This window comes from Promicromonospora sp. NPDC057488 (assembly GCF_042802395.1).
In the GTDB taxonomy this organism is placed as follows: domain Bacteria; phylum Actinomycetota; class Actinomycetes; order Actinomycetales; family Cellulomonadaceae; genus Promicromonospora.
This window is the reverse complement of the sequence record NZ_JBHVEG010000013.1, coordinates 1-12,884: the sequence shown is the minus strand read 5'-3', so window position 1 is coordinate 12,884 and position 12,884 is coordinate 1. Positions and strand designations below refer to the sequence as shown.

The 12,884-nt window shown below is 72.6% G+C and carries 12 protein-coding genes and 3 tRNA genes; 9 read left to right on the top strand and 6 right to left on the bottom strand.

Going from position 1 to position 12,884, the window contains the following annotated elements; translation table 11 throughout:
* Window positions 1–87 precede the first annotated feature (87 nt).
* Window positions 88–846 (top strand): ribonuclease PH, encoded by a 759-nt coding sequence (rph, locus tag ACFU5G_RS04550; protein ID WP_377241218.1) that lies wholly within the window; start codon window positions 88–90, stop codon window positions 844–846.
* Entirely contained in the window at window positions 843–1,526 is a 684-nt protein-coding gene (locus ACFU5G_RS04545) for a non-canonical purine NTP pyrophosphatase (protein WP_377241216.1), read from the top strand. The genes rph and ACFU5G_RS04545 overlap by 4 nt, the downstream gene beginning before the upstream one ends.
* 124 nt (window positions 1,527–1,650) lie before the next feature.
* Here ACFU5G_RS04545 and ACFU5G_RS04540 read toward each other — a convergent pair whose 3' ends face one another.
* A complete protein-coding gene (locus ACFU5G_RS04540; RefSeq protein ID WP_377217954.1) occupies window positions 1,651–2,034 on the bottom strand; it encodes a DUF3054 domain-containing protein in 384 nt (127 codons plus the stop codon).
* Window positions 2,035–2,094: 60 nt separating this feature from the next.
* Between ACFU5G_RS04540 and ACFU5G_RS04535 the strand changes: the two genes are divergently transcribed.
* A complete protein-coding gene (locus tag ACFU5G_RS04535) occupies window positions 2,095–3,774 on the top strand; it encodes an ATP-binding cassette domain-containing protein (protein WP_377241214.1) in 1,680 nt (559 codons plus the stop codon).
* Here the strand turns inward: ACFU5G_RS04535 and ACFU5G_RS04530 are convergent.
* On the bottom strand, window positions 3,771–4,340 hold the full coding sequence (locus ACFU5G_RS04530; RefSeq protein ID WP_020013270.1) for an NUDIX hydrolase family protein: 570 nt from the start codon (window positions 4,338–4,340) through the stop codon (window positions 3,771–3,773). The genes ACFU5G_RS04535 and ACFU5G_RS04530 overlap by 4 nt on opposite strands.
* A 154-nt stretch (window positions 4,341–4,494) precedes the next feature.
* On the opposite strand from ACFU5G_RS04530, the gene trxA reads away from it, so the two are divergent.
* A complete protein-coding gene (gene trxA / locus ACFU5G_RS04525) occupies window positions 4,495–4,857 on the top strand; it encodes a thioredoxin (RefSeq protein ID WP_377241212.1) in 363 nt (120 codons plus the stop codon).
* 41 nt (window positions 4,858–4,898) lie between these two features.
* Here the strand turns inward: trxA and ACFU5G_RS04520 are convergent.
* The 3 genes from ACFU5G_RS04520 to bcp form a co-directional block, all read right to left on the bottom strand.
* A tRNA-Leu gene (locus ACFU5G_RS04520) sits at window positions 4,899–4,980 on the bottom strand.
* A gap of 35 nt (window positions 4,981–5,015) precedes the next feature.
* Window positions 5,016–6,227, bottom strand: coding sequence for an acyl-CoA dehydrogenase family protein (locus ACFU5G_RS04515; protein WP_377241210.1), 1,212 nt, complete (start codon window positions 6,225–6,227; stop codon window positions 5,016–5,018).
* The gene (gene bcp, locus ACFU5G_RS04510; protein ID WP_377241208.1) at window positions 6,227–6,709 is read right to left on the bottom strand and encodes a thioredoxin-dependent thiol peroxidase; all 483 of its coding nucleotides are present in this window, start codon (window positions 6,707–6,709) and stop codon (window positions 6,227–6,229) included. The genes ACFU5G_RS04515 and bcp overlap by 1 nt, the downstream gene beginning before the upstream one ends.
* A 198-nt stretch (window positions 6,710–6,907) precedes the next feature.
* Here bcp and ACFU5G_RS04505 point away from each other — a divergent pair, with 198 nt between their 5' ends.
* From ACFU5G_RS04505 to ACFU5G_RS04495, 3 genes are all read left to right on the top strand, one after another.
* A complete protein-coding gene (locus ACFU5G_RS04505) occupies window positions 6,908–7,204 on the top strand; it encodes a GroES family chaperonin (RefSeq protein WP_377241308.1) in 297 nt (98 codons plus the stop codon).
* A 115-nt stretch (window positions 7,205–7,319) separates the two neighbouring features.
* A tRNA-Lys gene (locus tag ACFU5G_RS04500) sits at window positions 7,320–7,395 on the top strand.
* A 107-nt stretch (window positions 7,396–7,502) separates the two neighbouring features.
* Window positions 7,503–7,575 (top strand) — tRNA-Lys (locus ACFU5G_RS04495).
* A 57-nt stretch (window positions 7,576–7,632) separates the two neighbouring features.
* On the opposite strand, the gene ACFU5G_RS04490 is transcribed toward ACFU5G_RS04495, so the two are convergent.
* On the bottom strand, window positions 7,633–7,935 hold the full coding sequence (locus ACFU5G_RS04490; protein WP_377241206.1) for a hypothetical protein: 303 nt from the start codon (window positions 7,933–7,935) through the stop codon (window positions 7,633–7,635).
* A 141-nt stretch (window positions 7,936–8,076) separates the two neighbouring features.
* Between ACFU5G_RS04490 and ACFU5G_RS04485 the strand changes: the two genes are divergently transcribed.
* Together ACFU5G_RS04485 and ACFU5G_RS04480 are read left to right on the top strand one after the other, a co-directional pair.
* Window positions 8,077–11,586 (top strand): metallophosphoesterase, encoded by a 3,510-nt coding sequence (locus ACFU5G_RS04485; protein WP_377241205.1) that lies wholly within the window; start codon window positions 8,077–8,079, stop codon window positions 11,584–11,586.
* Complete coding sequence (locus ACFU5G_RS04480) at window positions 11,583–12,812, top strand: HupE/UreJ family protein (protein WP_377241203.1); 1,230 nt, start codon at window positions 11,583–11,585, stop codon at window positions 12,810–12,812. Before ACFU5G_RS04485 ends, ACFU5G_RS04480 begins: the two co-directional genes overlap by 4 nt.
* Window positions 12,813–12,884 lie beyond the last annotated feature (72 nt).

Below are 12,884 nucleotides of genomic sequence, written 5' to 3'. Positions count from 1 at the left end.
CGAAATGTCCGTCGCCCGTCGGGGTGCCCGGCGGGGCCCGTCCCGGGCCGCCGTCGGGCGCCAGGTCGCAGCACCTAGGCTGGGCGCATGACCTCCAGCACCGACCAGATCGTGCGCGCCGACGGGCGCGCCACCGACCAGCTCCGCCCCGTGAAGATCACCCGGGGATGGCTCGACGAGGCCGAGGGTTCGGTGCTCGTGGAGTTCGGCCGCACACGCGTGCTGTGCGTCGCCTCGTTCACCGAGGGCGTGCCGCGCTGGCGCAAGGGCTCCGGCGAGGGCTGGGTCACCGCCGAGTACGCGATGCTGCCGCGCGCCACCAACGAGCGCAGCCAGCGCGAGTCCGTCAAGGGCAAGATCGGTGGCCGCACGCACGAGATCTCGCGGCTGATCGGCCGCTCGCTGCGCGCCGTCGTCGACATGAGCGCGCTCGGCGAGAACTCGATCGTGCTGGACTGCGACGTGCTGCAGGCCGACGGCGGGACCCGCACCGCCGCGATCACCGGCGCCTACGTAGCCCTCGCCGACGCCATCGCGTGGGGCCGCCGCCACGGGCACGTCAAGGGCGGCAAGCAGGTGCTGTCCGACTCCGTCGCCGCGGTCTCGGTCGGCATCATCGACGGCACGCCCATGCTCGACCTGCCCTACGTCGAGGACGTGCGCGCCGAGACCGACATGAACGTGGTGGTCACCGGCGGCGGCAAGTTCATCGAGGTGCAGGGCACCGCGGAGCACGCGCCGTTCGACCGCGCCGAGCTCGACGCCCTGCTCGACCTCGCGGTGGGCGGCACCGCCGAGCTCACCAAGATCCAGCAGGACGCGCTCGCGCGGGAGATCGGGGCATGACCGCCCTGACCGTGCCGTCCGCCGCCCGGATCGTGCTCGCCACGCATAACGCCAAGAAGGTCGTGGAGCTGCGGGCGATCCTCGCCGAGTCGGGCCTGGACCTGCCCGACGGCGAGCTGGTGACCTCCGGCGAGGTCGGGGCGCCGGAGCCCGTGGAGGACGGCGTGACGTTCGCCGAGAACGCGCTCATCAAGGCGCGGGCGGTGTGCGCCGCGACCGGCCTGCCCGCCGTCGCCGACGACTCGGGCCTGGCCGTGGACGTCCTGGGCGGGGCCCCCGGCATCTTCTCGGCCCGCTGGGCCGGCAAGCACGGGGACGACCTGGCGAACCTGGACCTGCTGCTCGGCCAGCTCGGGGACGTGCGCCCCGAGCACCGCCAGGGCGGCTTCGTGTGTGCGGCCGCGCTGGTCACGCCGGACGGGCGCGAGGAGGTGCGCCTCGGCGAGATGCGGGGCGTGCTCGCGACGGCGCCGCGCGGCGCCAACGGGTTCGGCTACGACCCGATCCTCGTCCCGGAGGAGGACCCGCTGTTCGCGGGGCCGTCCGCCGAGACCCTGGTCGACGGCCCCGGCCGGCGGACGGCCGGGGAGCTGACCCCGGACGAGAAGAACGCGATCTCCCACCGCGGCAAGGCGTTCCGCGCGCTGGCCCCGCTGGTCGTCGAGGCGCTCCGCGGCTGAGGCACGCTCGCCTGGGCGTACTCGGCTCGGCGCGCTTGCCCGGCCGCGCTCGACCATGCACCTGCTGCCAGAACGGGACTCGCTCTGGCAGCAGATGCATGGTCTCGGTCGGACCAGGCGCCCGTCAGCTCTCGGCCGCGCGGGCCTGGCCGCGGCGGATGCCCGTCACCAGGCCGCGCCAGCCGAGCATCGTGATCGCCAGGAAGATCGCGGTGACCAGAGCGAACGACCACGCCAGCCCGCCGCCCGAGAGGCCGCGCAGCGCCAGGCCACCGAGCACGGTGACGGCCCAGATGATCACGCCGGTGGGCCAGACACGCGAGGGGTCGCGCCACGCGCGGGCCACGGCCCAGCCGATCGCGGCGGCCAGCGCGAACGGCCACACCACGCGGCCCAGCGCGGCGACGAGCGACCCGTCGTGCGACGTGATGCCGACGACCGTGAAGACGAGGACGGCGACGGCGTCGGCCACGGCCGCGGGCCAGACCGGGGTTCGAGAAGTGCTCACCTGCGCATCCTAGGTGCCCCCGACTTCGGCGTCGGCAGCGGTCCCCCGTAGGCTGGGCGGATGCACCTCGTCGCCCAGGACCTCGGTTTCGCCTATCCCGGGCGGCCCGTCATGGACGGCGTCAGCTTCTCGGTGTCGCAGGGCGGGCGCCTCGGCGTGGTCGGCGAGAACGGGTCGGGCAAGTCCACGCTGCTGCACCTGCTGGCCGGTGACCTGCTGCCGAAGTCGGGCGAGGTGCGTCGGCAGGGCAGCGTCGCGCTCGTCGAGCAGGAGCTGCATCCCGGACCGGGCCAGACCATCGGCGACCTGATCGCCGGGACCCTGGCGGGGCTGCGTACCGCCGCCGCGGAGCTGGACGCCGCGGCCGCCGCGTTCGACCACGCCTCGGGCGACCTCGCGGTGCTGGAGCGCACCCTCTCGCTCGCGGAGCACCTCGCGGTGTGGGACGCCGACCGCCGCGTCGAGGTGGCCCTCACGCGCCTGGGCGCCCCGCGCGACCCCGCCCGCCGGCTCGACCAGCTCAGCGTGGGGGAGCGGTTCCGGGTGCGCCTGGCCTGCCGCCTCGCGGAGCGCGCCGACCTGCTGCTGCTCGACGAGCCCACGAACCACCTGGACGACTCCGCCATCGAGTTCCTCACCGGCGAGCTCGTCGCCTGGCGCGGCGGCGTCGTCCTGGTCACCCACGACCGCGAGCTGCTCGACGACGTCGCCACCGCGATCCTGGACCTCGACCCGTCCTGGGACGGCAAGCCCGTGCTCTACGGCCAGCCGGGCTACCTGGCCTACCGGTTCGCCAAGACCCAGGCGCTGCACCGGTGGCGGCAGCGCTACCGCGCCGAGCGCAAGCGGGCCGCGGCCCTGGCCGAGCGGCTCGACGAGTCCTACGAGGGGCTGTCCGACGAGTGGCGCCCGGGCAAGGGCTCGCAGAAGCACCGCCGCGCCACGCGCGCCCGCATCCACGTCAAGGCCGCCGACCGGCTGGTCCAGAAGCTCGAGGCCGAGGCCATCGAGGTGCCCGCCCCGCCGGTCGAGCTGGGCTTCCCCGACCTGCCGGCGATGTCGCCGGGCTGGGACCCGAGCAACCCGGTCGTCGAGGTCCGGTCGCCGCGCGTCGACTTCCCCGCTGGATCCGCCCCGGCCGCCGCGGGCGACGACGGCGCCCGCCTGGACCTGCCCGGCACCCGGGTGGCGATCCCGCCGTCGGGCCGCCTGCTCGTGGTGGGGCCGAACGGGACAGGCAAGTCGACGCTGCTCGCGGCCCTGGCCGGCACGCTGGAGCTGGACCGGGGGAGCCGGAACGTCGCGCCCGGCGCGCGCATCGGCGTCGTCGGCCAGGAGAGCGAGCCGATCACCGGCAAGGCGCGCCTGCGGACCGGGTTCGAGACCTACGCCGACGAGGCGCTGCGGCTGCTCTCCTCGGGCGAGCTGGACCCCGACCACGTGGTGCCGGTCGCGGGCCTCGGCCTGCTCAGCGAGGAGGACCTGGACCGGCCGCTCGCCGAGCTGTCCGCGGGGCAGCGCCGCCGGTTCGAGCTGGCCCGGGCGCTGCTGCACGCCCCGCACCTGCTGCTGCTCGACGAGCCGACGAACCACCTGTCGATCGACCTCGTGGACGAGCTGACGCGCGCCCTCCAGGTGACGCCGTGCGCCGTCGTCGTCGCGACGCACGACCGCCGCATGCGCTCGGACCTGGAGGACTGGCCGGTCCTGGACCTGACGCAGGCGGGCCGAGGCCGCTAGGGCAGCCGGCCCACGTGGGCCATCGCCTGCTTGATGAGCATGCCCTGCCCGTTCATCATCTCGGCCTGGACGTCGTCGGCGCAGGCTTCCTCCGGCGTCAGCCAGGCGAGGTCGAGCGCGTTCTGCTGCGGGCGGCAGTCGCCCGTCACGGGCACCACGTACGCGAGCGACACCGCGTGCTGGCGCGGGTCGTGGAACGCGGTGATCCCCGGGGTGGGGAAGTACTCGGCGACGGTGAACGGCTGCGGCGACGGCGGCACCTGCGGCAGGGCCACCGGCCCGAGGTCCTTCTCGATGTGCCGCAGCAGCGCGTCCCGGAGGCGCTCGTGGTACATCACGCGGCCCGAGACCAGGGCCCGGGTCATCACGCCCTGCGGGTTCACGCGCAGCAGCAGCCCGACGGCGACCACGTCGCCCGAGTCGTCGACGCGCACCGGCACGGCGTCGACGTACACGAGCGGGAGCTGCGCGCGTACCACGGCGAGGTCCTCGTCGGTCATCCAGCCCGAGACCGGGGCAGGCTCGCGGTAGAAATCGTCGGCAGGGTAGTCGGCAGTGTCCGTCACGGGTCCGTTCTACCAGTTCGGGCGAAGCGGTGCCTGACCCGCGCCGTCCGATCGGTACCCGAATGTGACACGGACCGCCGAACCGGCCCTCCTGGAATAGCAGAGGGTGGGGCTGTGCTCTACCAGGTAGACGCCCAACGAAAGGAAGCGTGACATGGCAACTGTCGACATCACCGACGCCACGTTCGAGAAGACGGTCAGCGACAACGGGATCGTCCTCGTGGACTTCTGGGCCACGTGGTGCCCGCCGTGCAAGATGTTCGGGCCCGTCTTCGAGGCCTCCTCGGACAAGAACGAGGACATCGTGCACGCGAAGATCGACACCGACGCGAACCCCGGCATCTCGGCCGCCGCGCAGGTGACGTCCATCCCGACGCTCATGGCGTTCCGGGACGGCGTGCTCGTCTTCCGCCAGGCCGGCGCGCTGCCCGCCAAGGGCCTCGCCGAGGTCGTGGAGGCCGTCCGCGGTCTCGACATGGACACCGTCCGCAAGGACATCGCCGCGCAGCAGAGCTGACGCGGCAGGGCCGGCACCAGGGGGCGCCGGGGAACACGGGGTGCGCGAGGGGGGACTCGAACCCCCACGTCCGAAGACACCAGGACCTAAACCTGGCGCGGCTGCCAATTACGCCACTCGCGCGCGGCGCTCAGTCTACGTGCAGGTGAGCGGGCAGGTCAGCGGAACGCGGCGATCCCCGTGAGGTGCCGGCCCAGCACCAGTGTGTGCACCTCGTCGGTGCCCTCGTAGGTGCGCACCGACTCCAGGTTGCTGGCGTGCCGCATCGGCGAGTGGTCGAGGGTCACGCCGTTGCCGCCCAGCACCGTCCGGGCGGCGCGGCAGACCTCGATCGCGATGCGGGCGTTGTTGAGCTTGCCCGCCGAGATCATGTGCCCCTCAAGCCGCCCGGCGTCCTTGAGCCGGCCCAGGCGCAGCGCCATGAGCTGCGCCTTGGTGATCTCCAGCGCCATGTCGACGAGCTTGGCCTGCGTGAGCTGGAAGCCCGCGACCGGCGTGCCGAACTGCTCGCGCCCCTGCGCGTAGGCCAGGGCGTCCTCGAAGGCGTCCCGGGCCGCGCCGACCGCGCCCCACACGATGCCGTAGCGCGCCTCGTCGAGGCAGGCGAAGGGCCCGGCCAGGCCGGGGTGCTCCGGCAGGATCGCGTCCGCCGGGAGCCGCACGCCCGCCAGCGTGACGTCGCACTGCACGGACGCGCGCATCGACAGCTTGGGCTCGATCGGCACCGCCGCGAAACCGGGGGTCGACGTCGGCACGACGAACCCGCGCACGCGGTCCCGCTCGCCGCCGTCGGCCTGGGGCTCGCGCACCTTCGCCCAGATGATGGCGACGTCGGCGAACGAGGCCATGCCGATCCACCGCTTGGCGCCGTCCAGGACCCACTCCCCGCCGGCGTCCCCGCCCTCGGAGCCGGGCTCGAAGCGGGCGCGCGTGGTCATGCTCGCCGGGTCGGACCCGGCGCCGGGCTCGGTGAGCCCGAAGCAGCCCACGACCTCGCCCGTCGCCATGCGCGGCAGCCACTGCTGCTTCTGCGCCTCGGAACCGTGCTTGTGGATCGCCGACATCGCCAGCGAGCCCTGCACCGAGACGAACGTGCGGATGCCGGAGTCGCCGGCCTCCAGCTCCTGGGCCGCCAGCCCGTACTCGACGGCGGACCGCCCCGCGCAGCCGTAGCCGTGCAGGTGCATGCCGAGCACCCCGAGCTCGCCCAGCTCGGGGACGAGCTCGCGCGGGAAGTGCGCGTCGGCGAACCAGCGCGCGATGTCCGGGCGCACGCGGCGGTCCACGAACTCCCGCACGCGGTCGCGCGTCGCGAGCTCGGTGTCGCTGAGCTCGGCGTCGAGGTCGAGCAGGTCGGCCGGCGATCCCACTAGGAGTCGAGCCCCAGCACCTTGCGGATCCGGGCCACGTGGCCCGTCGCCTTCACGTTGTAGAACGACTCGGCGACCGTCAGGTCCGGGTTCACCACGAACGTCGAGCGGATGACGCCCACGTACGTCTTGCCGTAGTTCTGCTTCTCGCCCCAGGCGCCGTACGCCTCCAGCGTCGCGTGGTCCTCGTCGGACGCGAGCGGGAAGGTGAGCGTCTCGTCCTGCGCGAACTTGGCCAGCTTCGCGACCTTGTCGGGCGAGATGCCGACGACGGCGTAGCCGGCACCCAGCAGGGACGCCTCCGAGTCGCGGAAGTCGCACGCCTCCTTGGTGCAGCCCGGCGTCGCGGCGGCCGGGTAGAAGTACACGATGACGCCCTTGTCGGTGCTCTGCGCCAGGTCGGCGAGGCTGACGGAGGCGCCGTCGGCGGTCGGGAGGGTGAAGTCGGGAGCCTTGTCCCCGGGCTCGAGGCGAGTCGTCATGCCCGTAACGGTAGTCCTTTTCCCCGGCTCTCCCCGGTGCGACCGTGCCGCCCGGAGGGGTGACGGAGAGGTAGCACCGGTAGCCCTGCGTTACCTCGCTCGACGGGATCGTCCTGCCCCAGGGTCGCGTAGCGTTGTCCTGTGAGCACCTCCGCCGTGACCGACTCCGTGACGAAGCCCGGAAATCTCCCGATCCGCATGCTGCACGACCGGCTGCTGGTCGAGCCCGAGACGGACTCCGCGGAGCGCCAGTCGACGGCGGGCCTGGTGATCCCGGCCACCGCCGTCGGCCCCAAGCGGCTCGCCTGGGCCAAGGTCGTCGCCAAGGGGGAGCACGTGCGGCAGGTCGACGTGGGCGACCGCGTCCTGTTCGACCCCGAGGACCGCGCCGAGGTGGACCTGGGCGGCACGGACTACGTGCTTCTGCGCGAGCGCGACGTGCACGGCGTCGCCGAGAGCGACGAGGCGGACGGCTCCACCGGGCTCTACCTGTAGGCCGGCGGGCCGTGCCCCGGGGGACGGGGCCGGCCTGTCGTGCAGTTCACAGGGCGGGCCCGCTCGTTCGGTTACCGATGACGCCCCTGGTCCTGGTAGTGTTTCTCTCCGTTGCGCGCCATTAGCTCAATTGGCAGAGCAGCTGACTCTTAATCAGCGGGTTCTAGGTTCAAGTCCTAGATGGCGCACCAACGCGACGGTCCGATACCCCCCTTCCAGGGGTGGTGACGGGGGTTGTCGCGAGGCGGAGAAAGTGGTGCGCCGAGGGTCCGAAGCCCTGGTAATCTTTCCGTCGCAGGCGCCATTAGCTCAATTGGCAGAGCAGCTGACTCTTAATCAGCGGGTTCATGGTTCGAGTCCATGATGGCGCACAGCATGACGAAGGCCCCCACCACGGTGGGGGCCTTCGTCGTTCCGGGACCAGTTGGTCAGAGCAGCTCGACCGGGAACAGCTCCGTCCGCGCCACGACCCGGTCCCGCTCCTCCGTCAGCGCGGTGCGGCGAGGGTCGGCGAGGTACCCGTCGAGCTCCCGCTGCCCGGTGAACCGGTAGAGCTGGACCTCGTGCGGCCGGCCGGCCGCGCCGTCGGACGCCGCACGCTGCAGCACCACCCCGCCGTGCTCCGGGACCAGGGCCAGCACCTTGTCCTCGTAGGCCGCCAGGCCCGCCTCCTGGCCCGGCTGCGCCCAGAGCAGGCAGCACAGCCGGATCTCCTCGTCGTGGTTCGTCATGGTCCGAGCGTAGGGCTCGTGGGTACCCACAATTTGTCCGTTTGTTGCCTTGTGCACCCGTGGAGTTCATCCGGCCCGGCCAGGTTTGTCCCCCGGGCGTGCTCGGAGCCGTCCACCTCACGGAACATAGGGAGGACGGCCATGCGGCCAGTCACCAGGAAACAGCGGGGCCGGCAGCAGGCCGGCCTCGTCGCGGCGGTCACGGCCGCGACGCTCGCCATGACGGGCTGGGCGGCGACGTCGTCGTCAGCCGCCCCCGCGGACACCGCGCGTCCCGACACCGGCACGACGGCGTCGGCCCCGCACCAGCCGGAGGCCCCGACGTCGGGCGCCCCGATCCTCACTCCCGACGACGGCGAGTTCCTCGAGGGCACCGTGCCCGTCGCGGCCGAGCCCGTCGCCCCCGGGGACGACGTCACGCGCCTGACCGTCGACGGCAAGAACGTCCCGGGCGCCACGGAGACCCTCGGCACGTCGGTGCTCGGCTACACCGTGGGCACCAACTCGACCGAGGCGCGGTACAAGAACTACGTGTCGGTCAACGGCTCGGAGCCCATCTACCTGCCCGACGCCGTGAGCCAGCGCGTCGAGCTCGAGGTGCCCGACGAGTACCTCGTGACCGGCGAGAACACGGTCGAGGTCGTGGTGGGCACCATCGACTCCGACTGCGGCGTCAACCACGACGACTTCGTGCTGTCGGACTTCACGCTGGCGCCCCTCGGCGAGCTCGCCGACGGTGAGGAGAACGAGTACACCTACTCGTTCGGCGACGGCACCTGCGGCAGCAACACGAGCCTCCTGCTGCGTGCCGAGCTGACGTTCTTCGTCCAGGGCGACCCGCAGGGCACCACCGGCCTGAGTGCCGACCTCGACACCACCACGCTGACCAACGGCGCGCACACGATCGAGGCCCGCACGGCGTCCGGCGACAAGACGGCGCACCGCGTCCGCGTGAACAACGCGCCCGCCGGCGCGCCGCGCCTCTCGCCGGTCGACGGCACGCTGGCCAACGGCACCGTCACCGTCACGGGCGCCCGCCCGGCCGACGGCGAGGGCGGCACCGCGGAGCTCACGGTCGACGGCGACGCCGTCGAGACCACCGAGACGCTCGGCGCGGGCGACGCGGCCTTCTCCTTCAACGTGGGCTCGAACGCCGTCGACGGCAAGGCGGCGAACCTGCTGGTCGTCAACGGCATCGAGATGCCGCTGGGCGGCTCGTACGCGAGCCAGCGCGCCGACGTCCCGGTCCCGAACGACTGGCTGCGCCCCGGCGACAACACGGTCAAGGTCGTGACCGGCACCTTCGCGGGCGACTGCAACCGCGACGACTTCACGATCTCGAACCTCGCGCTGACGCCCGCCGCGGGCACCGCGACCGGCGTCGGGCTCAAGCCCTCCTACGCGATGGGCGACGGCACCTGCGGCTCCAGCGGCACCGCCCTGCGCGAGATCACGGTCACCTTCACGGTCGACGCCCCCGCGCGCGGCCTGCGCGCCGACGTCGACACCGCCACCCTGTCCGACGGCGAGCACGAGCTCGGGGCGACCTCGACCACGGGCGAGACCGCCACCCGCGCGCTGTTCACCGACAACTCCGGCCCGGCGCTGGTCTCCGCGACCCCCGCGGACGGCGACCGGCTCACCTCGGCGGTGCCGCTCGCGGTCTCCGTCGAGGACGCCTCCGGTGTGGTCGAGGGCCCCGACGTCACGCTCGACGGCGACAAGATCGCCGTGGGCGACCCGGTCGGCCCGGGCCTGCCCGCCGGCGCGCACACCCTCGTGGTGACCGCGACGGACGGCCTCGGCAACGACGTCACGCACGAGATCGACTTCGTGAGCGCCGGGATCCCGGACGTGCCGGCGGACGTCGCGCCGGCGTCGGGCACCGAGGGAGTGGGGCGCACCGCCACGCTGAAGGCGACGGTGGCCGCGCCCGACGGCGGCGACGTCACCGCGCGCTTCTCCGCCGCGGAGATCCTCACCCCGAACAAGGCGTGGCAGGGCAGCACGGGCGCCGTGCCGACCACCCTGGACGTGCGCGGCCAGAAGAACCTGAGCACCAAGGCGCTGGAGCCGGGCGACGGGAAGTCCGTCACGTCCCCGGCGTCGGGCGACGTGACCTACCAGCGGTTCGACGTGCCCGTCCGCGGCAAGGTCGAGGCGCCGGTGCTGCGCTGGGAGGGCACCGCCGACCCGGCGCGCCTGGTCAGCCTGCGGGCCTGGAACCCGGACACCGACACCTGGGACGTCGTCGCCTCTGCGCGCGGCGCGGTCGAGGGCGGCACCGTGCTGGAGGGCACCGTGTCCCGCGACTACGTGGACCGCGGCGCGGTGCACGCCATGGTCACGGGCGAGGACCCCTTCGCCGACGACCTCGACGCCGGTGACAAGGACCGGTTCGACGACCCGGACGACTACGACTTCTCGATGGTGCACTACACGGACACCCAGTACCTGACCGAGGGTGCCGTGGAGCAGGAGACCGCCGAGGAGCGGGCCGTCTGGGCGCAGGGCTACAACGGCGTCATGGACTGGATCGTCGACAACGCCGACGAGCGCAAGATCGCCTACGTGGCGCACACCGGCGACATCGTCGAGAACAACATCCGGGCGTTCCCGCCCGAGATGGAGGACCAGGTCATCGGCGAGTTCGAGTTCGCGTCGCAGGCGCAGGCCCGGATCGACGCCGCGGGCATCCCGAACGGTGTGGTCGCGGGCAACCACGACAACCAGTCCGGTACCGACGCGACGCTCTACAACCAGTACTTCGGTCCGGACCGGTACGAGGGGCTCGAGGAGGGCTGGGAGGACGCGTCCTACGGCGGCGTCATGGAGCCCGGCTCGAACGAGAACCACTACGACCTGTTCTCGGCCGGCGGCCTGGACTTCGTGGTGGTGGGCCTGTCCTACGGCGTCACGCGTGACGAGGCCGAGTGGGCCGCCTCGATCTTCGACCGGTACTCCGACCGCAACGGCATCCTGCTGACGCACGACTACCTGGAGCCGTCCGCGTCGCCCGACGGGCGCGGCGCCAACTTCGGCGGGTCCGACGGGCCGCTGCTGTACAACCTGCTCGTCAAGGACAACCCGAACGTGTTCATGGTGCTCGCCGGGCACCGGCACGGCGTGGGCACCAACGTGCGCCCGCCCGTGGTCGGCGACATCGGCGGCGGCGTCGTCGAGCTGCTCGCGGACTACCAGTTCTACACGGTGTCCGCCGGCCAGCTCGGACTCACCGAGATCGGCGGGTACAAGCCCACCGACCAGCTCCAGTTCGGCGCGTCGTTCTTCCGCATGCTGCAGTTCGACGTCGACCGCGGTGAGGTCTCCATCGACACCTACTCGCCGCTGCTGGGCGAGTTCGGCGCCACGGAGTACGACACCGAGCACCGGTACAACGGGCTCGAGGACAACATGGTGCTGCCGGTCGACCTGACCTCCCGCACCACGTCGTTCAGTACCGACTCGGTGGTGCTCTACGATCCGGTGGACGAGATCGGCCGGGACACCGTGGCCTCCGGTGAGGTCGCCTCCGTGAAGTGGTCGGGCCTCAAGCCGGACCGCACGTACGCCTGGTTCGTCACTGCCCGCACCCCGGGCGGCGGCACGACGACGGCGTCGCCGGCGTACTTCACCACGGCGCGGCGTTGAGGCTCGGTCCTCTCCGCGGACGCACCGTGGCCCTGGCGGGGCTGCTCGCAGTACTGAGCAGCCCCGCCGTGGGGCAGGTCGCCTCGGCCCACGACGCCACGAGCGACGTCTACGCCGAGGTGACCACGGCGCCGTCGTCCTCCGGTCCGGAGGACGGCGGTCCGGACGTCGTGGCCGTGCTCGACCTGGAGTACGACCTGCTCATGAAGTCCGCCTGGCTGCGGGCCGAGGCGTACGAGGCGACCGGCCGGGACGACCAGCTCGCCCAGCTCGACGAGCACGAGGCCGAGGTGGACGGGTACGTCACCGACCGCTTCGCGGTCAGGTACGACGGCGAGCCGTGCGCGCCTGCGCTCTCCGGCGTCGACCTCGTGGAGCGGGGGGAGCGGCCGTACGCCTCCCTGACCTACACGTTCGCGTGCGACGGCGAGCCCGAGGGCGTGCACGAGGTCTCCAGCGCGCTGTTCCCGGACGCCGAGTCGTTCGTGCACTCGACCGAGACGATCATCCGGTACTCGCTCGACGAGGAGGACGGCTCGGCGGTGCTCACCGCGGCGTCGCCCACGCTGACGACGGGGGAGCACCGGCTGCTCAAGCAGGTCGGCGAGTTCTTCGTGCTGGGCGGCGAGCACCTGCTGTTCGGCATCGACCACGTGCTGTTCCTGCTGGCGCTGCTGATCGGCGCACGGCGGCTGCGCGACGTCGTGTGGACGGCAACGGCGTTCACCGTGGCGCACTCGGTGACGTTCCTGCTCGCGGCCCTGGGCGTGGTGTCCGTGCCGGCGATCGTGGTCGAGCCGGTGATCGCGGCGTCGATCGCGGTCGTTGCGGTGGTCGACCTGGTGCTGATCCGGCGGGGCGCTCACGCGGCCGGTCCCGTGCGGGACGCCCTGCGCTGGAGAGGTCCGGCCGGGAGCCGCGAGGAGCGCAGTGCGTGGGACCGGTGGCGGCTGCCCGTGGTGTTCCTCTTCGGGCTGGTGCACGGCGTCGGGTTCGCGGGGGCGCTCGGGATCGACGCGGCCTGGTCGTGGACCCTGCTGTGGTCGCTGCTGTCGTTCAACATGGGCATCGAGGCGGTGCAGCTCGGCATCATCGCGGCGGTGTTCCCGCTGCTGGTGCTGCTGCGGGTGCGGGCGCCGCGGACGGCCCGCTGGACGCTGGGCGCCGGCTGCGCGGTGATCGCGGCGGTGGCCCTGTGGTGGGTCGTGGAGCGGCTGGCGTTCTGAGCTGCTCGACCGTAGGCACAGTCGCGGGATCAGCCGAACGTAGGGTTGGTCGGCGCATGAGCGCTCATGCGC